Genomic DNA, 25,903 nt, shown 5'->3' with positions numbered 1-25,903 from the left:
TCGCATCTTAGGCTCTACCCTGGGGCTCGTCCACGCCGCGAACAGCACCGTAAAGAGTGTGTAAAGGAGCCCAATCCAACATGAGAACAACCTCCGTTTTCCCCGCTGTCCTTCTGATGACTCTGGCCGGTTTTTCCTCTGCCAGTGCGCAATCCACGCCTTCACCCGCCCCTCAGTTCACCGCGCCGAAGGTGGACATCTTCAAGGAACTGCGCGTCATGTCTGGCGTGACGGTCTCCGGGAACGGCGATCTCACGTTCGTCGGGTCGGATGTCAAAATTCACCGTACCGACGCCACCGGCAGCTCGCGGTGGGCGTTCCCGGTGGGCGACATCGGCCGCGCGTACCCGGTTGTGACGCCGCAGGGCGTGACCATCGCGGCGTCCTACGACGACACCGTGTACGCCCTTGACCCCGCCGGGAAGCTGCTGTGGAAACTGAAACTCGACGGGGACATCTTCGCCACGCCCGCGCTGCGCATCGACGGCAGCGTGATCGTCGCCACGGCGGGCGGCACCATTCACGCGCTGAGCCCTGCCGGGAAGACCCTGTGGACGTTCAAGGTGGGTGCGCCCGTGTTCAGCAGCCCCGCGATCGGCCCGGACGGCACAATCTACTTCGGCGCGCAGAACAACCGCGTGCACGCCCTGACGCCCGACGGCCAGCTGAAATGGACGTACGCGGCCGGGTCACTGGTGTTCAGCTCTCCGGCCGTCGGACCGGACGGCAGCGTGTACTTCGGCAGCAGTGACCGCCGCATTCACGCGGTCAGCCCGGACGGGCAGCCGAAGTGGACAGTCCTGACCGGGCTGTTCGTGAACGCCAGCCCGATCATCACGAGCGGCGGTCTGGTCGTGGTGGGCAGTTACGACGGCAGCGTGTACGCCGTGAACACCAGCGGCGAGACCGAGTGGACGTACCGCGCCGGGGCCGGAATTGCGGGCAGCGCCGTGGAACTCAGTGACGGGTCCGTGATCGTCCCGGACCTGAGCGGCACCGTGCATGCCATCGGGAAGGCCGGGCAGGCACTGTGGCAGATCAAGACGGGCAAGAAGATCGACACGGGGCTGAGTGTCAGCGATCAGGGCAGCCTGTACTTCGTGACGGACGGCGGCGGCCTGAACATCGTGCAGAAGCAGCGGCCGCTGGCGGTGGGCCCCTGGACGACCTTCCACGGCGCGCCGAACCCGGTGGGGCGCGTGCCCACGCCGATTGAGTTGCAGGCGCAGACGCAGGCGCGCCGCGCGGCGGCCAGCGCGGTCGTGGCGGCCCTGAAGCCGGCCACGCCGGTCGCGACGGCCCCGGCGCAGCCCGCGCGGCCCCCGCAGCCCACCCAACCGGCCCAGCCGACCCGGCCGGCGCAGCCCACGACCCCGACGCAGCCCGCCGCGCCCGCCCAGCCCACGACCCCGACGCAACCAGCCCAGCCTGCGCAGCCCGCGTTGACGCCGGAGCAGTTCGCGGCGGCGGCGGGGCAGAAGGCGCGCGTGGCGGACGGGCAGCTGTTCCTGCCGCTGACCGAGGCGGCCGGGGCGCTGGGCCTGACGGTGCGGACCGTGACGGTGCGGACCGCGACGCTGCGGGTGCAGGCCCAGAACCTGCCGGTCACGGTGCGGTTGTTCGACCGGGTGGCGTTCGTGCCGCTGGCGGCCCTGGCGGACCTGCCGGGCGCGCAGGTGCGGCTGGTGTCCGGCGCGGCGCGCGGCGTGGAACTGGGCGTGGCGGGGCGCACGGCGGTATTCCCCGTGAACGTGGCGCGCCTGCTGAGCCTGCAGTCCGGTGCGGAGTTCGCCGTGGACGCCGCGCGCTGAGCGGAGCGGTCCGGTGGCCTGTGGGAGGTGGGTGGGCGGATGCCTGCTGTCCTGCCCGGGCCGCCTGCCTGTCCAGGCAATGCTTTAAAAAATAAACTGTGCGTGGCTGACCATCCCCAATCGTGCCCGGTGGTACGCTTCACCCATGACGGGCAACACCCAGAACTACGACGTGGTCATCGTCGGCGGCGGCCCCGCCGGCCTCACCGCCGCGATCTACACCGGCCGCGCCAGCCTCAGCACCCTGATCCTCGAAAAGGGCCTCCCCGGCGGGCAGATCGCCCAGACCGAGGAAGTCGAGAACTACCCCGGCTTCCCCGAACCCATCAGCGGCATGGAACTCGCCAGCCGCATGCAGCAGCAGGCCGAGAAGTTCGGCGGCGTCATCGAGATGGACGAGGTCCAGAGCATCACCCGCGCAGGCGACGACCGCGAACACGCTTACCCCTTCACGGTCACCGGCTACAGCGGCACCTACCGCGCCAAGGCCGTCATCCTTGCCACCGGCGCGAACCCCAAACGCCTGTATGTGCCCGGCGAGGAGCACTTCTGGGGCAAGGGCGTCAGCACCTGCGCCACCTGCGACGGCTTCTTCTACCGCGGCAAGAAGGTCGTCGTGGTGGGCGGCGGGGACGCCGCCGTCGAGGAAGGGCTGTTCCTGACCAAGTTCGCCGACGAGGTCACCCTGATCCACCGCCGCGACACCCTGCGCGCCAACAAGGTCGCCCAGGCCCGCGCGTTCGCGAACCCCAAGATGAAATTCATCTGGGACACCGCCGTCGAGGAGATCAAGGGTGAGGACACCGTCACCGGCGTGCGCCTGAAGAACCTCAAGACCGGCGAGGAGAGCGACATGAGCACTGACGGCGTGTTCATCTTCATCGGCCACACGCCCAACACCGAATTCGTCAAGGAGACCGTCAAGCTGCGCCCCGACGGGTACGTGGACGTCACGGACGAGATCTACACCAGCGTCCCGATGCTGTTTGCCGCCGGGGACGTCAGCGACTACATCTACCGCCAGCTGGGCACGTCGGTTGGCGCCGGCACCCGCGCCGCCATGAGCGCCGAACGCGCCCTGGCCGCCCTGGAACTCGAAACCGAGACCGCCGCCGACTGATCGTCGCCCCGCCGGGACGCTCTGGGATCCCCCGGGGCGTCCCGCTCCGTTGACCAGAGTTCTCTAAAACCGGGGGCGCCCGCATCCGTACTATGCTCAGCGCATGCCGCGCCGTTCCCTTCTCGCCCGACTCCGCCGCAAGGCCAACGGGTACGCAGCCAAGGCCTGCCGCCTGCTGCGCAGCGTGAACGCCGAGGACGCCCACCCCGACGACCCCTGGGCCGAGCACCTGCTCACCCCCGCCGAGCAGGTCGTGTACCGCGCCATGGACCCCCGTGACCGCGAGCACGCCTGCCGCGTCACCCGGCACCTGCTGCGCGACCACCCGCACGCCGACCCCGAACTCGTCGCCGCAGCGCTGCTGCACGACTGCGGCAAGAGCCTGCGCCCTTACTCCCTGTGGGAACGCGTGCTGGTCGGGCTGATTCCCAACCGGCTGTCCCGCGTGCTGCCGCCCGTCGGGGCAATCGGCATCCGCGCACACCACCCGGAACTCGGCGCGCGGCTCCTGGCACACGCGGGCGCGCGGCCCCGCGTGGCGAGGCTGGTCGCCCGGCACCACCACCCGGGCGGGGACCCGGAGGCCATGCTCCTGCATCTCTACGACGATCAGGAGTGAAAGACTGAAGCGGCGCCGCCCCCCCGGAATGGAGGGGCGGCGCTGCCCGGTCAGGGGTTACTCGTGGTCGTGGTCGCCGTCGCTGTGCGCGTGCCCGTGGTCGAGTTCCTCGGGCGTGGCGTCACGGACGTTCAGGACCTTCACGTCGAAGTTCAGGACCATCCCGGCCAGGGGCGGGTTGAAGTCCACCTTCACGGTGTCGCCGCTGACGTCCATCACGGTGAAGGGGATGACGCTGCCGTCCTCGGCCTGCGCGTAGTACGTCGCGCCGACCTCGATGTCGTCCTCGAAGTCCTCGCGGGACAGTTCCTCGACGTTCTCCTCGTCCCGCTCGCCGTAGCCGTCCTCGGGCTGCACGGTCACCTGCAGCTCGTCCCCGACGGCCTTGCCTTCCAGGGCGCGCTCCAGTCCGGGAATGATGTTGCTGTGGCCCTGCAGGTACACCAGCGGCTCGCCGGGTTCGCTCTGGTCGATGACCTCGCCGTTCACGGTGAGTGTGTAGTCGAGTTCGACAACCTTGTCCTGGGTGATGTTCATGGGGTCTCCGTTTCGCGGCCCCACCGAGATCAGGTGGGCGCGAGAGGCGTGCTCGCCACTCAGGAGTGTACCCCGGGACCCGCAGGTCGCGGTCTCCTGACGGTCACGGTTGCGTGCGGAACGACCACGCCACCGGCCCGCGCGCCGTCTCGAAGCTGACCTGCACGCCCGCCCCGACCGGCAGCGGCATGTCGGGCAGGGCCAGCGCCGCCCCCTGCGCCGCGAGCACGCCCCGGCCCACGCGCGTCTCGGCCTCGTTCGCCCCCGTGAAGGTGGACGCCGTGAGCAGGCACGCGCCCACCGCCTGACCGTTCACGCGCAGCGTCACGCCGGTCACCTCGCCCGCCCGCCCGGGGCCGAGCAGCAACGCGACCGGGGCGCCCCGCGCCGCCACCGTGGGGCACCCGGCCAGCGCGTCCGGCCACTCGCCTGTCGCGGCCCGCAGGCTGGGCGCCGCCTGCCCCGGCCCCGGGTACCGCACCGGGTACCGCCCCGCCCCCGTCAGGCCGCGCCGGACATCCAGCACCACCGCCGACTGGAAGGCCCCGGCCGCGTCGTGCGCCACCCCCGACGCCACGCGGGTCAGCCGCGGATCGATCAGCTGCGGCAGGTGGAACGCGCCTCCCACCCAGTACGTCAGCGCCCGATCGGGCCCGGACTCCGCGCGGCTCGACACGAAGTAGTGCCCTGGCGCGCAGGTCTCGCCCGCCGCGGACCGGAACGGACTGGCGGGGTCCTGACGGTGCTCGGCGCGGTCCTCCCTCACGAGGTACCGCGCGTGCCCCGCGCAGCCCGCCTGCCACGCCACCTCGGCCGTCACGGTCGGGAGTCCGGCGCGGGCCCGCACCCGGTTCAGTCCCGCCAGCAGGGGAGAGGTCCGGGCACCCGCCGACTCTGGTGGGGCCGCCGCTGGTGGAGCGAGCAGCGGTTCCGGCGTGTCCGGCGCCGACTGGGCGGAGGCGCGCGGCGTCTGCTCCTCTGGCGTCTGCTCCTCTGTGGCCGGGGCGGGGGGGACCGTGCCCAGAGGGTCCTGCCGCACCCCGGCGAGGTCCGTGGGCGCGGACGGCTCCTGAATCTCAGGGGGGGCTTGGACCGCAGGGGCGGCCGGGACCTCCGGTGCGGACGCCCCTGGCGGCGCGAGCGGTGCCTCCACACGCGGCGCGGGCGGCCGGGCCGCCTCCCGACCCGGCCACCACCCGGCCAGCCAGAGGCCGCTCAGGCCCAGCGCGAACAGCGCCGCGCCACCCAGGATCGCCCACAGGGCCCGCCTCCAACGCACCATGATTCATTCAGGCTAGACGGGCCGGGGCTGCGCCGCGTGCGCCGCGCGCCTATCCTGCCTTCATGACCGCCCCGACCTTCCCCATGCACGTCAGCGTGGACGACGCCCGCACCCACCTGACCGCCCTGCTGCCCGCCCGGACGGCCGAGACGGTGCCGCTCGCGCAGGCGTACGGCCGTACCCTGGCCGCGGACGTGCCCGCCCTGGTCAGCCACCCCAGCGCCACCGAGAGCGCCCTGGACGGCATCGCCGCCCGCGAGGCCGATACGCTGGGCGCCTCCGCGGACGCCCCGGCGCGCCTGCGCGTGATCGGCGAGAGCCGCGCCGGGGCCGCGTTCGGCGGCACGGTCGGCGCGGGGGAGTGCGTGCGGATCTACACCGGCGCGCCCCTCCCGGCGGGCGCGGACGCCATCTGCCCGGTCGAGCAGCTGACCGACGACGGGCCGGACGGGGTGCTCCTGCGCCGCCCCGCCAGTCCCGCCGACGTCCGCGTTGAAGGCGGCGACTTCCGCGCGGGCGAGGTCGTCCTGCACGCCGGGCAACACCTCACGGCCCCCCGGCTGGCGCTGGCGGCGGCCCTGGGGCACGCGCAGCTGAGCGTGCAGCGCCGCCTGCGGGTCGCGCTGCTCTCCACCGGGGACGAGGTCGTCCCGCCCGGCCAGCCCCTCACGGCGGGGCAGGTATACGACAGCAACAGCGTCGGCCTGCACGCCATGCTGCTGGAAGCCGGATGCGAGGTGCTGCCGCTGGGGCACGCGCCCGACAGCCCGAAGGCCCTCCAGGCGGCCATCGACGCGGCGGGCGGCGCGGACGTGCTGCTCACCAGCGGCGGCGTCAGCATGGGCAAATACGACTTCATGCGGGACCTGCTGGTCGAACAGGGCCGCGTGAGCTTCTGGAAGGTCCGCATGCGTCCCGGCGGACCCGCCATTCTGGGCGGCTGGAACGGCCTGCCCGTCTTCGGCCTGCCCGGCAACCCGGTCAGCAGCCTCGTGGTGTTCCACGTGATCGTGCGGCCCGCCCTGACCGGTCAGCCCCCGCAGACGCTGCGCCTGCGCGCCGCCACGCCCTTCCGCGCCCTGCCCGACAAGACAGCCTTCTGGCGCGGCGTGGTCGACGGCGGGCAGGTCCGCGACTACGGCCAGCAGGGCAGCGGCATCCTGCGGTCCCTGAGTGACGCGGGCGCCCTGGTGATCGTCCCCGAAGGGCAGGCCGTGCAGGCCGGAGACGATGTGGACGTGATCCTGCTGTAACTGGGAAGTCGGGCGTGGGCGGCAGAGCGCACGCGCCCGCTGCCTCCCACGCCCGGCCTGCGGTTTACGCCAGAGGGACCAGCACCAGCGCGCCGCGCGCGGGCACGCTCAGGGGCGTGTCGCCGGTCAGGTGGACGGTGCGGCCCGTTAGGACGTCGCGGTAATCGCCGGGCGTGACGCCCGTGAACGGCAGGTGCGCGTCCTTCCGGCCGGCGTTCAGGCCGATCAGCGCCGCGCCGCTCGCGTGACGGCGCGCGTACACGAGCTGCTCGCCCTGCGCGTGCGTCACGTGGAAGTCCCCACGTTGCAGGGCCGGGCTGGCGTGGCGCGCCGCCGTCAGCTTGCGGGTCAGGGCCAGGGTCTCCTGGTTCCAGCTGCCCTCGTCCCAGGGGAACGCGCGGCGGCAGTCCGGGTCCGGGCCGCCGGGCAGGCCCACCTCATCGCCGTAGTAGATGCAGGGCGTGCCCACGTACGTCATCTGGAACACCGTCGCCAGCCGGAACGCCGTGTGATCCCCGCCCACGGCGGTCAGGAAGCGCGCCGTGTCGTGCGAGTCCAGCAGGTTCAGCTGCACGCGCACCACGTCCGGGTGGTACATGCGCGTCACCTCGGTCATGCGCTGCGCGAACGCCGCGGCGTCCATCGCGTCCACGCGCCCCGTGCCGCTGCGCTCGTTCATGGGGTGATCGAGCGTGTGCGCCCCGAAGAACGCCAGGCAGGGCCGCGTGAAGTGGTAGTTCATGACCGCGTCGAACTGATCGCCCTGCAACCAGCGGTGCGCGTCCCCCCAGATCTCCCCGACGATGTACGCGTCCGGGTTGATGGCCTTCACGCGCCGCCGAAACTCCTGCCAGAAGGAATCGTCGTCAATCTCGTTCGGGACGTCCAGCCGCCAGCCGTCCACCCCGAAACGGATCCAGTGCTCCGCGACGTCCCACAGGAACGCCCGCACCGCGCGGTTGTCCGTGTTGAACTTCGGCAGCGCCCTGTTGCCCCACCACGCCGCGTAGTTCGCGGGCCGCGCATCGTCGTAGGGTTGCAGCGGCCAGCCGTCCACATGGAACCAGTCCCGGTACGCGCTCGCCTCGCCCTGCTCCAGCAGGTCATTGAACTGGAAAAAGCCCCGGCTGGCGTGATTGAACACGCCGTCCAGCACCACGCGCATGCCGCGCGCGTGCGCCTCGTCGATCAGGTGCCGCAGGGCCTCGTTGCCGCCCAGCATGGGGTCCACCTGATAGTAGTCGTGCGTGTGGTAGCGGTGGTTGCTGGCCGACTGGAACACCGGGCAGAAGTAGATGGCGTTCACGCCCAGGCTCTGGATGTAGTCCAGTTTCGCCGCCACGCCCCACAGGTCGCCGCCCATGTAGCGGTTGAAGTGCGGCGTGTCCCCCCACTCCTGGAGGTTCAGGCCCCGCACGCGACCCGAACGGGCGAAGCGGTCGGGGAAGATCTGGTAGAACACCGCGTCCGTCACCCACTGCGGCGTGACAGGACGGGGATCAAGGGTGTGGTCCGGGTGAAGCGCGTTCATGACCGGGTCAGGATAGCCCCATGGCCCTGTCGGAATGCTGACGGCCCCCCACCCGGCTAGTTCGCGGCGGCCCAGGCCAGCAGGAACGCGCGGGCCTCTCCGGGAGTGCCGACCTCGCCCAGGGCCGTCGCCTCGGCCAGCGCGCGGGTCGCCTCGCCCACGCGGGGGCCGGGTGGTACGCCCAGCAGGGCCATGATCTCCTCGCCGCGCAGCAGCGGAGGTGGGGCGCTGGGCTGCTCCTCCAGCGCCGCCAGGACCCGCTCGATGCCGCGCGCGTACGCCCGGCGGGACGCCTCGCTGCTCAGCGGGCCGCGCGCCGCCTCCCGGTCCGCCAGCATCACCGCCAGCAGGTCCGTCAGCAGCGCGCGGCGGCGGTGCACGAAGCGCCGCGCCTCCCGCTCGGTGGCGGGCAGCGGGACCATGTGCGCGCCCACCAGCGCCGAGGCGTGCCGCACGTCCTCACCGGGGAGTTTCAGGCGCGTCAGCACCTGCGCCGTGATGGCCGCCCCGACCCTGTCATGCCCGTGGAACGACGTCCGACCGGTCAACTCGTCCCGCATCAGCGTGCGGGGTTTGCCCACGTCATGCAGCAGCGCCGCCCAGCGCAGCGGCACCGGGGCGTCCGGGAAGCGCCCGATCAGCTGATGCAGCGCCTCCACCCCATGCGCGAACACGTCCAGGTGATGAAAGCCGCCCTGCACCACGCCCTGCCCCTCGCGCAGCTCCGGCACAGTCAGGGCCAGCAGGCCCAGTTCCTCCAGGCGCCTCACGCCCCGCGCCGCGTCCATGGATCGCAGCAGCGCGTGCACCTCATCCCGCACCCGCTCCCACGCGGGCACCGGCAGGCGGCCCGCCGCCAGGTCCGAGGCGACCTCCCGCACCGCCGCCTCCGTCCCGTCCTCCAGCCGGAAGCCCAACGTCAGCTCGAACCGCGCCGCCCGCCACGCCCGCAGCGGATCCGCGCGCAGATTCCCCCGCGACACCATCCGCAGCCGCCGCGCACGCAGGTCCGCCTGCCCGCCCACCACGTCCAGCACCCGCCCACCCGGCAGTACCCCCAGCGCATTCACCGTGAAATCCCGTCGCCGCAGATCCTCCTCCACGTCCGCCGGGCGCGGCACCAGATCATGCTGCACCCCACCCGCCGCCGACACCCGCCAGTAGCCCCGCGCCGCATCCAGCTCGAACGCCGACCCACCCAGCGCGCCCGCCAGCAGGTGCGCCGCGCCCGCCGGGTCCGGCACCATCCAGTCGAAATCCTTCGCCGCCACGCCCCGCAACCAGTCACGCGCCGCGCCCCCCACCAGCACCCCACCCGGCGGAAACGGCGGCAGAGGAGGACGGCGACGGAACATGCCCGCCACTCTACCCGCCCCCATCCCGACCGGCCTCCGCCGCACGGCCTACGCCGCCCCCCCTTGCCAGAACCGCACCCCTCTGATACATTGCCGGGCGCTGAGGGGGCTTAGCTCAGCGGGAGAGCATCCGCTTTGCAAGCGGAGGGTCTGGGGTTCGAATCCCCAAGCCTCCACCAAGGAACACCCGGTTTCGTGCCGGGTGTTTTTTTTGTGTCTCGCGGCGCCGGTCAAGCCGGAGACGGCGTGCGGCGCAGGCCGGGTGACGGTGCTCAGAGAACCGGTGACGTCATGTTGTACCCGCCCGTGCCCCTCACTGCACGGGCCGGGCGGGCTGGGTGACGCTCAGGCGGGCGCGGCTGCCTTCGGGGCGCAGGTCGTCGCTGGGGCCGTGCACGAGGAGTTCCTGCCGGTTCCCGTCGAGGGTGACGGTGTACGTGATGTCGTGCCCCTTGAATTCACGGGCCTGGATGGTGACCTCGGGCGCGGCGGGGTCGTCGGTGAAGCGCAGATGTTCGGGGCGGACGCTGACGAGGACGGGGCCGCTGCGGGGTTCCTGCAGGGGGATGATGCCCAGGGCGGTGCGGGCCATGTGGCGGTCGGCGGTGCCGGACAGCAGGTTGCTGCGGCCCAGGAAGTTCGCGACGAATGCGGTGCGGGGTTGCGTGTACACGTCGTGCGGGGTGCCGATCTGTTCGGCCTGTCCGGCGCGCATGAGGACGATGCGGTCGCTGAACGCCAGCGCCTCTTCCTGGTCGTGCGTGACGAGGATGGCGGTGGTGCCCGCCGCGCGCAGGATGCTGCGGATCTCCTGGCGGGTGGCGTGCCGCAGTTGCGCGTCGAGGTTGCTGAACGGTTCGTCCAGCAGCAGCAGGGTGGGGCGCGGCGCGAGTGCGCGGGCCAGGGCGACGCGCTGCTGTTGTCCCCCGCTGAGTTCGTGCGGGCGGCGGCTCTCGAAGACGGTCAGGCCGACCAGGGCGAGGGTCTCGCGGGCGCGCGGGAGGCGCTGGGCGCGGGGCAGGTGCGAGAGGCCGAACAGGACGTTCCCCAGGACGCTCAGGTGCGGGAACAGGGCGTAGTCCTGGAAGACGAGGCCCACGCCGCGCCGTTCGGGAGGCGCGAAGGGGGTGGTCACGTTGCGCCCGCCGATGAGGACGTCGCCGCTGTCGGGCTGTTCCAGGCCCGCGATGAGGCGCAAGGTGGTGGTCTTGCCGCAGCCGGAGGGACCCAGCAGGGTCAGGAGTTCCCCGGCGCTGACGCTGAGGTTCAGGTCGTTCACGACCGGCGGGTGGCCGGGGGCGTAGCGTTTGCTGAGGTGGTCGAGCTGGAGGATCGGGGTCATGCCTGTTCCTTGGGGGGGCGGGGTGGTCTGGGAGCGGGGCGGTGTTCGCGGCGCAGGATGAGCAGGGTCAGGACCGCGCCGCTCAGGGCCAGGGCCAGGGCGTAGGGGGCGGCGGCGGCGTACTGCGCTTCCTCGGTGTACGCCCAGACGTTGCGGGCCAGCGTCTCGAACCCGATGGGGGCCAGCAGCAGCGTCAGCGGGAGTTCCTTCAGGACGCTCAGGAACACGAACGCGGCGCTGACGAGCAGCCCGGGGCGGATCAGGGGCAGCGTGACGCGGGCCAGCGCGCCCCGGCTGGTCTGCCCGAGGAGCCGCGCGGCTTCCTCCAGGCGGGGCGTGGCACTGCTTAAGCTGGTGCGGATCGGCCCGACGGCCTCGGCGACGAAGTGCAGGGTGTACGCGAGGATCAGCAGGGGGAAGGTCTGGTACAGCGGCGGGGCGACTTTCAGGCTGAAGAACACCAGCGCCAGCGCGAACGCCAGGGGCGGCGTGGCGTACCCGAGGTACGCGGCGCGTTCCGTGAAGCGCGCCAGGGAGCCCTGCGCGCGGCTGCCGATGTACGCCAGCGGGAACGCCAGCGCGGTGGTCGTCACGGCGGCAATGGCGGCCGCGCCCAGCGCGCTCTTCAGGGCGTCCCACAGGCTGGCCCACGCGAAGGGGTTCGTTTCCAGGCGCAGCCAGTACCCGATGGTGCCCAGCGGGACGATCAGCGCGGCGCCGGTCAGGGCCGCCACGAACGCCCACGCCAGGGGCCGGGCGCGGCCCAGGCGGATGGTGCGGACCTCACGCGCCCCGCCGGGACTGACCCGGGCGAGGTGCAGGCCGCGCATCAGCCGCGCCTCGAGCAGCAGGGCCGCGCCGGTCACGAGCAGCAGGCCCAGCGCCAGCCACGCGGAGTACACCCGGTCGTACGCGGCGGTGTACTGCTGGTAGATCGCCGCGCTGAAGGTGGGATAGCGCATCAGGCTGACCACGCTGAAGTCCCCCAGGACGTGCAGGGCGATCAGCAGCGCCCCGGACAGCCACGCGGGCCGCAGGTACGGCAGCGTGACCTCGCGGAACGTCTGCGCGGGCGTGCGGCCCAGCAGGCGGGCGGCGTCCTCCAGGGCGGGGTCCTGGGCGCGCAGCGCGGCGTGCAGGTTCAGGAACAGGTACGGGAACGTGAACAGCGTCAGGATGCCCAGCGCGCCCCAGAAGCCGGTCGGGCCGGGCCAGTTGATGCCGGTCAGCGTCTCGATGGTGCCGCCGGGGCCGCTCGCGGCGAGCATGGCGTACGCGCCCACGTACCCGGGAATCGCCAGGGGCAGCACGCCCGCGAGCATCAGCGCGCGGCGGGGGCGCAGGTCGGTGCGCGCCGCGAGGTACGCCAGCGGCAACGCGACCAGCGTGGTCGTGATCAGCGTGCTGCCGGTCAGCAGCAGGGTGTTGGCGAGGAGCTCCAGGTTGCGGGGGCGGAACACGATCTCGCGCAGTTCGGTCCCCTCGGCACCCAGCGCGCGGATCAGAAGGTACGCCAGGGGCAGCAGGACGCCCGCCACGGTCAGCAGGGCGGGCAGCAGCAGGGCGAGGGGCGGGCGTCGTCGGGTCATGGGGATGGCTGGGGGTGTGGTGCGTCCACGCGGGCAGCCCCGTCACGATAGCAGAGCGGTTTACTCGGGTTTCGGGTCGGGTGTCCCCGGAGCATGAGCAGGCCGCCACCCCTGCCAAGCGGGGCGGCGGCCTGACCGGAGGGGCTTACAGCAGTCCGGCGTCACGCAGGAGCTTCTGCGCCTTCTCGATGTTCTTCGGCATGACGGTGGGGTCCACCTTGGGGCTGCGCTTGATCACGTCCGCGTAGGGGAGCATGGTCGTGGGCTGTAGGATGTTGCCGATCACGGGGTACTCGAAGTTCACGCTCAGGAAGAACGTCTGGGCGTCCTTGGCGACCAGGGCGCTCAGGAAGCGCGCAGCATTGCCCTGGTTCTTGCTGGTCTTCAGGATGCCCGCGCCCGTGGCGTTGCCCAGGTTGCCGATGTCGCCGTTCTTGAAGAAGTACGTGTCGATCGGGTAGTTCAGGCGGTTCACGCGCTGGATGTAGTAGTGGTTGGTCAGGGCCACGTCGATCTCACCGGCGCGCATCGCCTCGAGCATGCCCACGTTGCTGGTCTTGTAGTCCTTGGGCTGCAGGGCCTTCATGCCCTCGATCCAGGCGCGGGTCTTCTGCTCGCCCTGCTGCGCGATCATCACGCCCAGGAAATCCTGGAAGCTGGGGTAGCTGACGGTCCAGCCGATGCGGCCCTTGAGGCTGGTCATCTTGGGGAGGTCCATGATCGAGTCGGGCAGCTGGTCCGGCTTGATCTTGCTGGTGTTGTAGGCCAGCGTGCGGAAGCGGACGGTGGTGGGCAGCCAGGTGCGGCTGTCGGGCAGGTAGTCGTCGCTGACGTTGCGGGTCAGGGCCGCGCCCAGCTTGCTGAACTTGCCTTCCTCGGCCAGTTCGCCCAGCGCGCCCACCGAGTTGCCCCAGTACACGTCGGCGGGGCTGCGGCTGCCTTCCTCGCGCAGGGCGGCGACGAGCTGCGCGTCGGTGCCGTAGCGGACGTTCACCTTGATGCCGGTCTGACGCTCGAACTGCTGCACGACCGGGTCCACGAAGGTCTTGGCGCGGCCGGAGTACACGGTCAGGGTCTTGGTCTGCGCGAGGCTGGTGCCGGTGAGCAGCAGGGCGGTGACGGCGAGCAGGGTGCGTTTCATCCCCGTAATCCTAAGTAAACCGCTTGGATTAATGATGAGACGAATGTCCTGACCCACCCGCCACGAGCCCCGGCCCACAGCACGCAGCGCCTCCGCGGCGCTGGCCGCACGGGCCCGCACACCACACAGCAGAGGCGCCAGTGCCACACGCAGGACGCCTCTGGGACACGAGCCACTGGGGCGCAACCGGTCTGCTGCGCGCCGTCGCCGCAGCTCCTGAGGGCGGGCGGGAGGGGCGGCGGCCACACACGCCCGTACGGGCCCCCTCCCGCCGGGGCTCAGGGGACCGTCACCTCGAAACACACCTGCCGGGTCTGACCGGCCGCCAGGGTCGCCAGCGTCACCGTGACCGTCCGGCCACTCACGCTCCCGGCGTCCGTGTCGGCCGCGTCGCTCAGGGCGACCCCGTCCAGCGTCAGGCTGCCCGGCTCGTACCCGGCCGCACCCGTCAGCGTGTCACTGACCGTCAGGTCCGTCACGCTGTCCAGCGCGGGATTCGTGACGTTCAGGCAGTAGCGCAGCCGGTCGCCCGGGCGCGCCAGCGCCGCCGTGCCCACCACGCCCGGCGCGCCCGTGAGGTTCTCCACCGTCTTCGTGATCGCCGCAGGCGGACTGACCGTCGTGGTGTCCGTCACGGCGGCGCTGTCCGTCACCGCGCTGCCCGCCCAGGCCAGCTGCGCCGTCACGGTGGCCGCCTCGGTCGCGCCAGACGCGGCGTTCGCGGGGACGCTCACCTCGACCTCCAGCGCGCAGCTTCGCAGGGCGCCGTCCGCCGCGCGCGGCCAGCTGTCCCCGACCGTCACGGTCGTCAGCGGTGTGCGCTCGGCGGCCCCCACCGCGCCGTCACAGTCGCTGTCCAGGTAGAACGCCCGCCCGAACGCGCCGGTCTTCGTGAAGCTCAGCGTGCCCACCGACCCCGGATCCAGGACGTGCAGGTACCGCAGCGTGCCCGGCGCGATGCTGCGCCCGGACCGGTCCGGACTCAGCGCCGGGCGGCCCGTGACGCCCAGCGTCACCACGCGCGCCGCGCCCGCCGGGACCGGCAGGGCCGCCGGCCTCACCCCGCTGCCCAGCGCATCGGTCGCCAGGGTCGCCGCGCCGCCCACCCGCACGCCCGTGACGGTCTCGGCGCCCGTGAAGTCCAGCGTGACGCCCGTCCACCCCCCCGGCACGAACAGCGTGAACGACCCGTCCGCGGCGGTCGTGGCGCTCCTCGCGCCGCCGCTGCCGGTCACGGTCACGCTGCGGCCCGCCACGCGCGGCTCGGACGGCTGCGCCGCCGCGTCATGCGCCGCGCCGCCCCCGAAGCCGTCGTCGCGGAACAGCGTGCCGTCCACGCGGTCCCCCTCGAACAGCCCGAACGTGGGGTCCGTGACGCTGGCCGTCCCCGCCGCCACCGTCAGGGTCACGCTGCCCCCCACCGGATTCACGAACACCCACCCGGCCGGCGCCTGCGCCGCCACGCCCGCCGCGCCGCCCGCGACGATCAGGGTATGTGTCCCCTCCGGAACGCCCAGCTCCGCCGTGCCTGCCCCCGCCGGGACCGCCACCGACTGCCGCGCACTGGCGCCGGACACGAGATTGACCCGCGTGCCCGGCCCGTCCCAGGTCTCGGCCGCGCCGGGCGCGCCGTCCGGTTCCGCGTCGCGGTACACCCGCGCGGTCACGCGGCACCCGTTCGAGACGCTGTTCACGGTGAACACCGCCTCGCCGATCCCGATGCCCAGCAGGCGCAGCACCTGATCCACGCTGGCCTGCAGCACGGCCACCAGCGTCGGTTGCAGCGCGGTGCCCACCGTCGTCTTCACCGGGGCCAGCAGAACGTCCAGCACCGCCTGGAGGGGCGCGGGCGTCAGGCGCACGTCGAGGTTCGTGACGAGCGTCCCCACCAGCGTGGGAATCGCGGCGCTGGAACTGCCCACCGTCACCGCCTGCGGGTACGGCGGCGCCGCGCTGACGCTCTCCAGCGGGTACGTGCCGTCCGCCAGACTGCGGGCCTCGACATCCAGGTTCACGGTGCCCAGCACCAGGCCCAGGTTCGCGGTAACCGCGCCGATCTTCGCGTACGCGGGCAGCGTCATGGGCGCCGTGCGCCCCCGGTCGAAGAACACGGCGTCACTGATCTGCCCCAGGCCCAGCCGCGCCAGGCCCGGCGTGGCCTTCAGCGTCAGCGCCTGCGACACGGCGTTCACGAGATCCAGCGTGCCGGTGGCCCGCGCGACCTCCAGGTACAGGGTCAGGTTCGTCAGGGCGACAGTCGCATTCGACAGGCCCAGCACGTTCACGGTCAGGCCGTTCAGGTTCACGTTCAGCTTCACGCGCACCGCCGCCGTGTGGAACGTGCTGCCCTGCTCGCCGCACACGTACACCGGCGGTTCGACGACCTGCACGAACAGCTGCACGGTCGGCGTGGCGGCGCCCACCCCCAGGCCCAGCCCGCTAAGGTTCACGCTGACCCCGTTGAGCGTCACGGGACTGCTGCCGGTCGTCACGGCGTTACGCTGGTTGAACAGCTGCGCGCCGCCCGTCACGAGATTCAGCGCATTGAGCCGCGCGTCCGCGAACGCCCCGCTGGGAAAGTTCAGTTTCAGCAGGTCCCCCAGCGCGACGGTGCCCGTCAGGCCCGCCACCTGCGCCTTCAGCGCCCGCAGCGCACCCGCTCCGGCCGTGTTGCCGTCCGCCTCGGCCGCGACGGCCGCGGCCTCCAGGACACCCGCAACACTCATGCCGGTCGTCAGGGCCCCCTCCACCGTCGCCACGCCCGCCTGCACCCGCAGTGCGTCCAGGAACAGCCCCAGGCGCAGGTCCGTGGCCGCCACCGCGTTCCAGTCCAGCACGCTCAGGGTGACGTTCCCGCCCAGCAGCCCCCCGATCAGCGGATTGAGAATCGCACTCTGCGCCGAATTCACGCTCACCAGGCGCGGCCCGGCACTCACGCACGCCACGGCCGCGCATGACCCGGCCCGCGCCGCGCCCAGCAGGGCCGCGAGAAGTGCCGCCAGCAGCAGCAGGGCCCGCCACCACCTCTGCCTGCCGTTCAGGAGTCCGTCCATGCCCCGCATCATCGTCCTCCGAACAGGTCGGCGCGCACGAAGAAGCCGCCGCCCGCCCCGGGCGTCAGGCCCGCCAGATCCGCCCCCGCCACGTTCAGGGTGTAGCCCCCCACCACGCGCAGGTTCTCGTTGACGCGCACGCGCACGTCCGCGCCCAGCGTCGCCGCGTACTGCTCCCGGCCCGGCTGGCCGATCAGGAACCCGCTGACCCCCACACTGAACCGCCCGTCCAGCGGCACCGTGACGCTCAGGCCCAGCTGCCCCGTCAGGTCCTCGCGGCGCCGCGTGGGCAGCTGGTACGCCACCGACGGCTGCAGCGTCAGGCCCGGACGGCCCCCGGCGCGCGGCAGGTCGACGTGCAGCGCGACCTCGCCCTCCAGGGTCGGGTCGGCGCCCAGGCTGCTGAAGCGGTGGTACTGCAGCAGCGCCGCGCGGTCCGAACGCCACGCGTGACTGACGTTCAGCTGCCCACCCAGCTCGGGCCGCACCTGAAGGCTGCCGTCCACGCTGAGCACGTGCGTCTTCACGGTGCCGCTCACGCCGCCCCGTACCGTCACGCGCGCGCCGCCCTCGCCGCGCGTGCCGTCCACGCCCAGCGTGCCGCTCAGGCCCGCGCGGCGGTAGTTCACCGTGAAGCCCGCCCCGGCCGTGTTCACCCCCCGGTCCAGGTCCCGCAGCAGCGACGCGCTCAGCGTGGCACTCAGGTTCGGGCTGAACACCAGGGGCGTGTTCACCCCGAAGCGTGCGCGGCTGCTCTGCCCGCTCACGCCGGGCAGCTGGTACGTGACATTCAGGTTGCTGGTCCCCAACTTCTGACTGACGCCCACCTCGCCGCTGAGCGCGCCGTCCGGCCCGCCGCGCTGCACGCGCGCCGTCACGGCCGTCGTGGCACTCAGCGCGTACGACACGCCCAGCCGCGTCAGCGGATCATCCCCGCCCAGCAGCGGCTGCGCGTGCGACAGGTCCGCCGAGACGTTCCCCCGCGTCACCGACACGCCCAGCAGCGCGTTCAGCGCCGTTCCCTGCGCGCCCCAGCGGACCTCCGGCCCGGCCGACAGGGTCACGCCTTCCGCGGGCCGCCACTCGCCCTGCGCGGCCGTCCACAGCCCCCCTTCCTGCACCCGGCCCGACAGTTTCACCCCGAACGGACCGGGCCGGTACGCGAGTTCCGCCGCGCCCGCCAGCGTCACGCGCAGGTCCCCGCTGCCCCCTACGCTCAGCGAGCCGCTCAGCGGCCCCCGCTGCACGCTGCCCGCCACGCTCAGACGACCCTCCGGGCTGTCCGGGCCGCGCGTGAACGCCACGCCGAACTCCGTGCCGGGCCGCACGTAACGCGCCTGCACCCCGAAGGCCGGCTGCGTCCCCAGCACCGCCACCGACCCGCCCAGTGTCCACCCGCCGCGCTGCACGCTGGCCCCCACCCCGGCACCCAGCCGCACGCCCGCCTCACCCACCGCCGAGTACGTGACCACCAGCGTCTGCCGCTCGAAGTTCGGACCGAACAGCGACGGGGTGCGCGCCAGCGTCAGGTCGCCCGTCACCGGGTCCAGCGTGTAGTCCCGGCCCGCCGTGAGCACCTGATCAGTCGCGCCGCGCAGCACCACCCGTTCCGTTCCCACCAGCGGCCGGGCGCGCAGCGTGAAGCGGCGCCCACCGTCCGGCCCGAAGGTGTCGGTGACCGTCCCGCCCGGCACGCGCGCCGCAACCGCAAACAGACTCACGCCCCGCCCGTGCGTCGTGACGCGCAGCGCACTCGCGGTCGGCAGGCTGTTCAGGCCCGGCAGGTTCAGCGGGCCGGCGAAGTACCCGGCGCTCAGTTCCTGCCGCTCGAACCGGAACGCGAACCCCAGGTCACTGCTCAGCGCGCTGCGGGGCTCGGTGCCGCTGCCGGTCAGGGCGTAGCGGCGCGCAGCCGTGGCGGCGCTGTCCAGACCGGGGAGCTGTCCGGTGTCCGCCACGACCTGCATCTGCCCCTGCCACGCGGGGAACTCCGCGTACCCGCGTGCACTCAGCTGCGCGCGCAGGCCGCCGCGCGCGGAGTACGTCAATCCGGCGCTCGCCTGGTACGACGCGCTCGTCAGCTGCGGGACCGGCACGAACAGCGCCGCTCGGGCCCGCAACTGCCCCAGCAGCGCCTCGGCCTCCAGGGTCTGCGCGCTGGACACCGCCTCGAGCCGCACGCGCGCCACGCCGCCGCGCAGGTTCACCTGGTAGCCGGGCGCGCCGGGGTCCGCGTCGGGATCCAGCGGTTCGAGGCTGGTGCTCAGCGTCACCTGACCCTCGCCGGACGGGCGGCCCTGCGCGTCCAGGCTGCGGACCAGCAGCGCCACCGGGCGGCTGCCGTCCGCGACCGTGCTGCCGTCCAGACTCAGGTCCAGCTGCGTGGCGGCGCCCGGCACGACCACCTGCACGCGGTCACTCAGCGCGCCGTACCTGACCTCGATGACGTTCACGCCGACCTGCATGGGCAGCCCCACGTACACGCGCCGCTCGCGGTCGAAGGCGCGGCCCGCCTCGCCGATCCGCTCGTCCGGGACCTCCTCGCCGTTCACGGTCAGGCGCACCGGCACCCCGGCCGGACCTTCCAGCGTCACGTCGCTGCGGCCCCCGTCGGGCAGCACCGTGCCGTCACGCGGGAAGCGGATCAGCCCGTCGCGTTCACTGACCTGCAGCGGCGCGGCGCGCGCGGCGTCCTCGCTGCGCAGCTGCCCGGCCAGGGGCAGGTCCCGCTCGCCGACCCGCGCGGTCAGGTCCAGCGGCAGCGGCGCGTCCAGCGCGTCACTGTGCAGCACGTCGTACACCAGCGCGCCCTGTCGGACACCTTCCGGCAGCGTCCAGTGCAGGCGCCCGTCGTCCCCCACGCGCGGGTCGGGCAGCGCCACGCGTCGCGTATCCAGCAGCGCGGTGGCGCTGCCCGGCACGAACCGCGCGCCCTCGGGCGGGAGGTGCGCCGCCAGGACACGCCCGGTCGTCAGGCCACGGATGTCGAACGGCAGCCGCAGGGTGCTGCGCCGCTGCGCCTGCGTGACCGCCGCGAAGGTCACCCCGCCCGGCTGCGGCGCGCCCGCCACCACGCCCGCGATCAGGGGCGTGACCGTCACGCTGACCGTCCCGGCCTCCGGGCTCTGCACGCTGACGTTCGTGACGGCCGCCGCGTGGGGCTCCAGGTCCAGTTCGGCCGGCAGGCCGCTGTCGGCGGGCGCCTGCGCGTCCACCTGAAGGCGCACCGTGACGGGCCGTCCGGTCGGGTTGCGCACCAGCAGCGGCAGCAGTCCATCCGAACCGGCTGCGGCGACGTCCGGGTCCACCCCGGCCTGCACGGCCAGCAGGGTCCGCGTGACTGGCCGGGCGTCCCGCAGCGCCGCGAGCGGCCCGCTGCCCTCCACGCTGACCAACCCCCGGTCGGCCGGGCCGAAGGGCACGCGGGCCGTCCAGCTCAGCTCCGAGGTGCCCTCCGGGACCGTGACGCTGTCCCCGGGAGGGCCGTCCAGGGTCAGCCACGTGGGCGCCTGCACGCGCAGCGGGCCGCTGACCGGGGCGCCGCTGCGGTTGTCCAGGCGCAGCGTGACGGTCACCGTCTCGCCCGGCAGCGGATCGGCCGGCGTGACGCTCAGGGTGCCCAGCAGCGGCGCGTCCGGCGCGGCCAGCGGCACGCGCGTGGGCACGCCGCCCACCGTGACGGTCAGCTGCGCGCCCGGCCCGGTCGCCTCGCCCGCCACGTCCAGCCGGACCTCCTGCCCGGCCGCTACACCCAGGGTCGCGCCGCCCAGCGGTTGTCCACCGCGCATCACGCGCGCGTCGCGCACACCCTGCGCCTGCACCTGCACAGGGAACACGCCGTCCTCGCCGCCCACGTTCCGGACGGTCAGGGTGCGCCCGGCGGTGCGGATCGCCGCACCGGCGTCATCCGCCGCCTCCGGATCTTCCAGGTCCACCTGCGCGCGGGCGGGCGCGCGGCCCAGCAGGGTCGCGTCGGCGCGGGCGTTCAGGCCGCGGATGTTCACGCTCAGGCCCAGGTCCTCGGCGGCGCCCACCAGCAGCGGAACCTCCAGCGTCACGGTCTGCCCCGGCGCGAGCGTCCGCGTGAGGTTCACGCGGCGCAGCAGCAGCAGCCCCGGGCTCAGGGACAGCTCTGGCGTGAGGGTCAGCGGAGCGCCGTACGCGCTGCTCAGCGTGACGCGGGCCGTGACGGTCTCGCCGGGCGCGGCCGTGGCGGGCAGCTGCGCGCGGACCGTCACGTCCGGCTGCACGCGCAGCGTCACGTCCGCGCCGCGCTCGGTGACCGTGAACGACGGCGTGAGCAGCGTCGCGCCGCCCGCGACGGTCACGCGGAACTCGCCGGGCGGCAGGTCCAGCACCGCGCCGCCCTCGGGCAGCATGACGGTCTGTTCGCCCCGGTCGCCCAGCAGGGTCACGGTGGCGGGCACGGCCGGGGCGTCCTCGCCGCTCAGGGCGGCACGCAGCGCCACTGGCGCCGCCTGCGCCAAACCCAGCATGGCGCTCAGGAGCAGCGCCCCCAGGCGGGGCCTCATGCGGAATGACGTGGTCATGGTTCTCTCCAGAGCACGTCCGGATCGTTCGGTCCGGCCGGCGTGAGGGTCAGGTACGAGAAGGTGACGGGTCCCGACAGCAGCGTCACGCGGAAGCTGCGCGGCGGCTCGTCCGGCCCGGCGTGGTCGGTGACGGTCACGTCCGCGACCGGCCGGGCGCTGCTGAGTTCCAGCGTGATCAGGCTCGCGCCGCCGGGCTGCGCGGTCACGCGGCGCGTGACGACCACCGGGCCGCTGCGCACGGTCGTGTCGCGCGGCGCGGCCAGCGTCCCGGCCGGGGCAGGCTGCGCGCCCGGCAGGCGCAGCGCGAAGTCCACGCGGGTCAGCGCGAAGACGTCCACCAGGCGCGCGCCCAGCCCCGGCACCGGCTCGAATGGCGCGGTGGCGGCGTCCAGGCGCAGCAGCCACGGGCCGGGCGTCAGGTCACGCAGCGCGTAGCGGCCCTGCTCGTCGGTCAGGGTCTGCTGCCCGTTGGCAAGCAGCACGCGCGCCCCGGCCAGCGGGCTGTCGTCCGGGTCGCGGCGGCCGTTGCCGTTCGCGTCGAGGAACACCTCGCCGATCACGGTGCCGCGCCGGTCGAACACGCCGGGCGCCACGATCAGGGCCGCGCGGGCCTCCGGGGCGACCAGCGTCTGCCCGGCGTACTGGGCGCGGGCCGTGGCGGGCACCTGCAGGGTGCGTTCCGTGCCGGGATCCGGCAGGGCCTGCGGGGTGATCAGCGCGTCGTACGTGACGGTCAGGGTCGCGCCGGGCTCCAGCGGGCCGGGCGTGAAGGTCACGCGGCCGTCCGCGCCGGACGTGGCGGGCACGGGCCGGTCGCCGCTGCGGGCGCTGCCGGGCACGACGCTCAGCCCGGCGGGCAGCGTGACGGTCAGTTCCGGCGTGATGGGCCGCGCGGCCGGGTTCGGCAGGCGCAGCGTGAACGGCACCGTGCGGCCCACCTCGCTGCGGGCGGGCGTGACGGTGTGCGTCAGCAGCAGGTTCACCTGCGGTGAGAGCCGCACGCGCGTGACGTTCAGCGGGTCGCTGCTCGCGCCGCACTGCGCGGCGAGGTTCACGTCCAGTTCCCCCTGCGCGCCCTGCGGGACGAGCAGCGCCACGTTCACGCGGCGGGTCTCGCCGGGCGCGAGGGGCACGCTGTCCAGCGCCTCGCCGCCCGGCGCCTGCACCTGGGCGCGCGCGCCGGCCGGGGCGCCGCTCAGGGTGACGCTCAGCCGGACCGGGCCGGGCACGTCGCCCGCCTGCGTCAGCTGGTACGGGATGAGCAGGCTGCCGGGCGTGGCGAGGTCCAGGGTCCGGGCGGGCTGCGCGGCGCTGCCGTCCGGCGTGACGCGCGGATCACAGGGCGCCACGCGCGTCAGTTCGACGGTGTTCGAGTTCACGCGCACGCCCCGTGCAGACAGGGACGCGGTGTTCGGGATGCTGAGGGCCGCCGCGCCGCTCAGCAGCGCGCTCAGGGTCAGGGGCAGCAGGCTCGGTCGGGGCATGAGGAGGACTCCCGGTGCGGGCCCGGCGCTCAGTTGATCCGGACGACGAACGTGACGGTGAACCCGGCGCCCGGCGCGAGGGTGTCCAGGTCATTGATCACGCTGTCGCCGTTGGTGTCCAGGCCCGCCAGGAAGTCGTTACCGCCGGACAGTGCGGTGGGCGGCGCGGCAGTCCAGGTGGCGCCGCTGTCGGTGCTGAACAGGATGCTGGTGCCGCCGGTCAGTTTCACGAAGGTGGTGCTGGTGGGCCGCGTGTCGCTCAGCAGCGCGCCGTACAGGGTGCTGGTGCCGCTGTTCACGACCTGCAGGGTGTACTGCACGATGTCGCCGGGGCTGACCTTCCCATCGGTGATGGCGCTGGTGACCGCGCAGGTGGCGTCTGCGCACCGCAGCGCGCTCTTGTTCACGGTGCCCACGACGCTCTGCACGCCGGTGGTGTCCTGCACGCTGAGCGTCACGGCGGGCTGCGGGGCGTCCTGCATGGTCAGCGTGACCGGCACCGTCTTCGTCTGGCTGTCCGTGGCGCCGCTGGCCAGCGTGGGCGCCGTGACCCGCACGTATACCGGGGTGGATGCCCCGGCCGCCAGCGTCCCGCCCAGCGTGCTCGTGAAGGGCCCGCTGGGACTGGTCGAGAAGGCGTACGCGAAGCCGCCGGTGGTGGGCAGCGGCCCGGCGGCGTAGTCGGCCGCGCCGTTCCCGGTGTTCGTCAGGGTGTGCGCGTGGGTGACCGTCCCGCCCGCGATGGTGCTGAGCGAACTGTCCGCCGTGAACGTCCCGCTCGCGACGGCGTTCACGCGCAGCGTATCCGTGACGCTGCTCGTGCGGGTCGCGTCCAGGGTGCTGGTCGCGGTGAACACCGCGGGGCTGGTGCCGGTGGCGCTGCCCGCCGCGACCGGCACGGCTGCGATCAGGTTGACGCTCTGGCCGGGCGTCAGGGCGGCGGTGGTCGTGACCGGCGGCTCGCCCGGGTCGATCACGCCGTCGCCGTCCAGGTCCAGGTAGAACACGGTGCCCGCCGGACCGCTCAGGGTGAAGGCCTCGTCCACGGGCCCGCCGTTCAGGAGTTCCAGGCGGAACAGGGCGTTCTCACCCGGGTCGCCGCCCGCCGTGACGTTCGTGCTGGTGGGCGCCGTGGCGTCGCTGCCGTCCCCGTTGCCCAGCTGCGGGAGTCCGGCGGCGGTGATGGTCGCGACGGTGCTGGTGGTGGTGTCGGCGCTGCCGCCCGCCGGGGTGGCGGTGACGGTCAGGGCGACGTTCGTGCTTCCGGCGGCGCTGAACGGCACCGCGCACGACACCGCGAAGGTGTAGTCGGTCAGTGCGGCGACCGTGACGGGGTTTGTCAGGGTGCCCAGCGTGCCGGACCCGTCGATGGTGTTCACGGTGCAGGTCCACCCGCTGGGGGCGCCGCTGACGGCCAGCGTGAAGTCGTTGCTGGCGTTGCCGGTGTTGCGCAGCGTCTGCCGGAAGGTCACGCGGGTGCCCGCGACGATGTCCGTCTGGGTGGTCTGCGTGTCGCCGCTGCGGGCGATGGTCACGCCGCCCAGTGTGTACGTGCCGGTCGCGCCGGCCTGCGGGAAGGCGCTGGGCCCGACCGCCCCGCCGGTCACGGTGGCGACCGTGGTGCTCACGGCGACGGGCGTGGTGGTCTCGGGCAGTTCGTTCGTGGCGGCGTCGCCGTTCCCGTCGAACCGGGCGCTGGCGCTGCCGCCCACGGTGCTGCCCGCCAGGGCGGTGGCGGGCACCTGCGCGGTGTACACCAGCTGCACGGTGTTCCCGGCCAGCAGGAAGCTGCCGCTGCCCTCGACCAGGATGGCCACGGCGTTCACGCCGCTGCCGGGGTTCGTGGCGCTCCAGGTGCTGCCCGCGTCGGTGGAGTACAGCGCGGTGGCCGTGCCGTTCGTGGCGGTGACGCTGCTCAGGGCCGTGAAGTTCAGGTTGGTCAGCGTGTCGGTGATCAGCACGCCGCTGCGGGCGGCGCCGTCCACGGTGACGACGTTGCTGACCGCGCCGACCGGGTTGCCGCTGGCGACGGTGCCGGTCACGGTGTACGTCAGGGTCGCGCCGGGCACGGCGGTCCCGCCGGGCGAGACCGTGTTCGTGACCCCCAGCAGCCCGTCGGCGGAGACGGTCAGCTGCGCGTAGTTGTTGGTGTCCGTCACGCTGGTGTCCCCGGTGGACGTGGCGACCAGCGCGAAGATGCCGGTGTTCCCGACCTGCGGGCCGCTGGGGACGGTGGCCCTGACCATCAGGTTCACGCTGGCGTCCGCCGCGAGGCTGATGGGCGCGGTGACCTCGTCGCTGAAGGTCCCGTCGCCGTCCAGGTCGCGGTACACCTTCAGGCCAGGGTTGAAGTCGTCCGCGCCGGACTGCGTGAAGCTCAGCGTGAAGCTGTCCGGGCCGTTCCCGCCGTTCGTCAGGGTGTACGGGTACTGGCGGGTGCCGCCCACATAGGTGCTCAGCTGCCGCCCGGCGGGAATGCTCCCCTCGGCAGCGTCGGGCGTGACGGTGGTCACGTACACCTGACGGACGGTGACGGTCACGATGTTGGAACTGGCGGTCCGGTTCTGGTTCAGCGCGTCTTTATAGGTCAGGGTCGCGGTGTTCGTGATCGCGGTGCCCTGCGTGGTCCCGGCGGCCATGGCGGCGCCGAGCAGGCTGAGGGCAGCAGTCAGGAGGGCGGTCGTTCCTTTCATGGGTGGCCTCCGGGTGGAGTGTGAGGGCTGAGTGCGTGTATTGCGGGGCAGGCGACCTGCCGGAGCTGTCAGGGGCCTGTCAGTCGTGCCCTGACGGTACGGAAGGGGCCCTGACAGCCCCCCCACCTGCCGCCAGCTCTGGCCTGCATGACGGTGGGGGGGGGAGGGGAGGGGGCGCCAGTCCGCTCGCCCCGGGCGCTGACGGCTCCTGGAGCGGCCAGAGGCCTGGGGCCGTCCGGGTGACCGGGCGGGCTGACCGGGTGGTCATGGGCGCGCCCGGCCAGTCAGACTCTGACCGGGCAGCGCGGCGCACCTTCATGAATTGATCACCTGGTCACCTGCGGTGGCGGGCGCCCGACCGGTCCGGTACGCTGCTCCCCCCCCCCGCCGATGTTCACAGCGAGATGCACCGCTGGGGGCAGCCGGACTCCGGTGGAGTGGCGTGCACCCACCTTTCCGGGCGGACGCGTCCGGGAGCGTCGCCCCGCAGGGTGAGAACAACGCGCGTTCCGGGCGGTCCACCAGACACGATGCGTCCGG

At 73.2% G+C, this 25,903-nt stretch carries 15 protein-coding genes and 1 tRNA gene; 5 read left to right on the top strand and 11 right to left on the bottom strand.

Annotation, left to right across the window (positions count from 1 at the left end):
- Positions 1-191: 191 nt before the first annotated feature.
- The 3 genes from SY84_RS04845 to SY84_RS04835 all read left to right on the top strand — a co-directional run bounded on the left by SY84_RS04845 (position 192) and on the right by SY84_RS04835 (position 3,550).
- Positions 192-1,811 (top strand): PQQ-binding-like beta-propeller repeat protein, encoded by a 1,620-nt coding sequence (locus tag SY84_RS04845; RefSeq protein ID WP_245621411.1) that lies wholly within the window; start codon positions 192-194, stop codon positions 1,809-1,811.
- Between the two features lie 145 nt (positions 1,812-1,956).
- On the top strand, positions 1,957-2,931 hold the full coding sequence (gene trxB, locus SY84_RS04840) for a thioredoxin-disulfide reductase (protein ID WP_046843068.1): 975 nt from the start codon (positions 1,957-1,959) through the stop codon (positions 2,929-2,931).
- A gap of 103 nt (positions 2,932-3,034) precedes the next feature.
- Positions 3,035-3,550, top strand: coding sequence for an HD domain-containing protein (locus SY84_RS04835; RefSeq protein ID WP_046843067.1), 516 nt, complete (start codon positions 3,035-3,037; stop codon positions 3,548-3,550).
- A gap of 57 nt (positions 3,551-3,607) precedes the next feature.
- Here SY84_RS04835 and SY84_RS04830 read toward each other — a convergent pair whose 3' ends face one another.
- Positions 3,608-4,087, bottom strand: a complete 480-nt coding sequence (locus tag SY84_RS04830) for an FKBP-type peptidyl-prolyl cis-trans isomerase (protein WP_046843066.1) — start codon at positions 4,085-4,087, stop codon at positions 3,608-3,610.
- A 103-nt stretch (positions 4,088-4,190) separates the two neighbouring features.
- Complete coding sequence (locus tag SY84_RS04825) at positions 4,191-5,369, bottom strand: CAP domain-containing protein (protein ID WP_046843065.1); 1,179 nt, start codon at positions 5,367-5,369, stop codon at positions 4,191-4,193.
- Between the two features lie 62 nt (positions 5,370-5,431).
- Between SY84_RS04825 and glp the strand changes: the two genes are divergently transcribed.
- On the top strand, positions 5,432-6,622 hold the full coding sequence (glp, locus tag SY84_RS04820) for a gephyrin-like molybdotransferase Glp (protein WP_046843064.1): 1,191 nt from the start codon (positions 5,432-5,434) through the stop codon (positions 6,620-6,622).
- A gap of 64 nt (positions 6,623-6,686) precedes the next feature.
- On the opposite strand, the gene SY84_RS04815 is transcribed toward glp, so the two are convergent.
- A complete protein-coding gene (locus SY84_RS04815) occupies positions 6,687-8,153 on the bottom strand; it encodes a glycoside hydrolase family 13 protein (RefSeq protein WP_046843063.1) in 1,467 nt (488 codons plus the stop codon).
- Positions 8,154-8,209: 56 nt separating this feature from the next.
- Positions 8,210-9,508 carry an HD domain-containing protein gene (locus SY84_RS04810; protein ID WP_046843062.1) on the bottom strand — a complete coding sequence of 433 codons (1,299 nt, stop codon included), beginning with the start codon at positions 9,506-9,508 and terminating at the stop codon, positions 8,210-8,212.
- A 104-nt stretch (positions 9,509-9,612) separates the two neighbouring features.
- On the opposite strand from SY84_RS04810, the gene SY84_RS04805 reads away from it, so the two are divergent.
- Positions 9,613-9,687 (top strand) — tRNA-Ala (locus SY84_RS04805).
- Between the two features lie 134 nt (positions 9,688-9,821).
- Here the strand turns inward: SY84_RS04805 and SY84_RS04800 are convergent.
- The 7 genes from SY84_RS04800 to SY84_RS16775 all read right to left on the bottom strand — a co-directional run bounded on the left by SY84_RS04800 (position 9,822) and on the right by SY84_RS16775 (position 25,363).
- On the bottom strand, positions 9,822-10,850 hold the full coding sequence (locus SY84_RS04800) for an ABC transporter ATP-binding protein (protein ID WP_046843061.1): 1,029 nt from the start codon (positions 10,848-10,850) through the stop codon (positions 9,822-9,824).
- Positions 10,847-12,439, bottom strand: coding sequence for an ABC transporter permease (locus SY84_RS04795; protein WP_046843060.1), 1,593 nt, complete (start codon positions 12,437-12,439; stop codon positions 10,847-10,849). Before SY84_RS04795 ends, SY84_RS04800 begins: the two co-directional genes overlap by 4 nt.
- Before the next feature lie 145 nt (positions 12,440-12,584).
- Positions 12,585-13,580, bottom strand: coding sequence for an extracellular solute-binding protein (locus SY84_RS04790; protein WP_046843059.1), 996 nt, complete (start codon positions 13,578-13,580; stop codon positions 12,585-12,587).
- 278 nt (positions 13,581-13,858) lie between these two features.
- Positions 13,859-16,633 carry a DUF11 domain-containing protein gene (locus tag SY84_RS04785; RefSeq protein ID WP_046843058.1) on the bottom strand — a complete coding sequence of 925 codons (2,775 nt, stop codon included), beginning with the start codon at positions 16,631-16,633 and terminating at the stop codon, positions 13,859-13,861.
- An 8-nt stretch (positions 16,634-16,641) separates the two neighbouring features.
- On the bottom strand, positions 16,642-21,183 hold the full coding sequence (locus tag SY84_RS04780; protein ID WP_046843057.1) for a hypothetical protein: 4,542 nt from the start codon (positions 21,181-21,183) through the stop codon (positions 16,642-16,644).
- A complete protein-coding gene (locus SY84_RS04775; protein WP_046843056.1) occupies positions 21,180-22,670 on the bottom strand; it encodes a hypothetical protein in 1,491 nt (496 codons plus the stop codon). The genes SY84_RS04780 and SY84_RS04775 overlap by 4 nt, the downstream gene beginning before the upstream one ends.
- Positions 22,671-22,699: 29 nt before the next feature.
- The gene (locus tag SY84_RS16775) at positions 22,700-25,363 is read right to left on the bottom strand and encodes a beta strand repeat-containing protein (protein ID WP_046843055.1); all 2,664 of its coding nucleotides are present in this window, start codon (positions 25,361-25,363) and stop codon (positions 22,700-22,702) included.
- Between the last annotated feature and the right edge of the window lie 540 nt (positions 25,364-25,903).

The organism is Deinococcus soli (ex Cha et al. 2016) (assembly GCF_001007995.1).
Classification (GTDB): Bacteria; Deinococcota; Deinococci; order Deinococcales; family Deinococcaceae; genus Deinococcus; species Deinococcus soli.
The sequence above is the reverse complement of the archived record's forward strand: the minus strand, read 5'-3'. Positions and strand labels throughout refer to the sequence as shown.

What these genes read in the sequence shown, in the direction of transcription:
- trxB (WP_046843068.1), top strand. Translation starts at nt 1,957, where the DNA reads ATGACGGGCAACACCCAGAACTACGACGTGGTCATCGTCGGCGGCGGC.
- SY84_RS04835 (WP_046843067.1), top strand. Translation starts at nt 3,035, where the DNA reads ATGCCGCGCCGTTCCCTTCTCGCCCGACTCCGCCGCAAGGCCAACGGG.
- SY84_RS04830 (WP_046843066.1), bottom strand. Translation starts at nt 4,087, where the DNA reads ATGAACATCACCCAGGACAAGGTTGTCGAACTCGACTACACACTCACC.
- SY84_RS04825 (WP_046843065.1), bottom strand. Translation starts at nt 5,369, where the DNA reads ATGGTGCGTTGGAGGCGGGCCCTGTGGGCGATCCTGGGTGGCGCGGCG.
- glp (WP_046843064.1), top strand. Translation starts at nt 5,432, where the DNA reads ATGACCGCCCCGACCTTCCCCATGCACGTCAGCGTGGACGACGCCCGC.
- SY84_RS04815 (WP_046843063.1), bottom strand. Translation starts at nt 8,153, where the DNA reads ATGAACGCGCTTCACCCGGACCACACCCTTGATCCCCGTCCTGTCACG.
- SY84_RS04810 (WP_046843062.1), bottom strand. Translation starts at nt 9,508, where the DNA reads ATGTTCCGTCGCCGTCCTCCTCTGCCGCCGTTTCCGCCGGGTGGGGTG.
- SY84_RS04800 (WP_046843061.1), bottom strand. Translation starts at nt 10,850, where the DNA reads ATGACCCCGATCCTCCAGCTCGACCACCTCAGCAAACGCTACGCCCCC.
- SY84_RS04795 (WP_046843060.1), bottom strand. Translation starts at nt 12,439, where the DNA reads ATGACCCGACGACGCCCGCCCCTCGCCCTGCTGCTGCCCGCCCTGCTG.
- SY84_RS04790 (WP_046843059.1), bottom strand. Translation starts at nt 13,580, where the DNA reads ATGAAACGCACCCTGCTCGCCGTCACCGCCCTGCTGCTCACCGGCACC.
- SY84_RS04785 (WP_046843058.1), bottom strand. Translation starts at nt 16,633, where the DNA reads ATGGACGGACTCCTGAACGGCAGGCAGAGGTGGTGGCGGGCCCTGCTG.
- SY84_RS04780 (WP_046843057.1), bottom strand. Translation starts at nt 21,183, where the DNA reads ATGACCACGTCATTCCGCATGAGGCCCCGCCTGGGGGCGCTGCTCCTG.
- SY84_RS04775 (WP_046843056.1), bottom strand. Translation starts at nt 22,670, where the DNA reads ATGCCCCGACCGAGCCTGCTGCCCCTGACCCTGAGCGCGCTGCTGAGC.
- SY84_RS16775 (WP_046843055.1), bottom strand. Translation starts at nt 25,363, where the DNA reads ATGAAAGGAACGACCGCCCTCCTGACTGCTGCCCTCAGCCTGCTCGGC.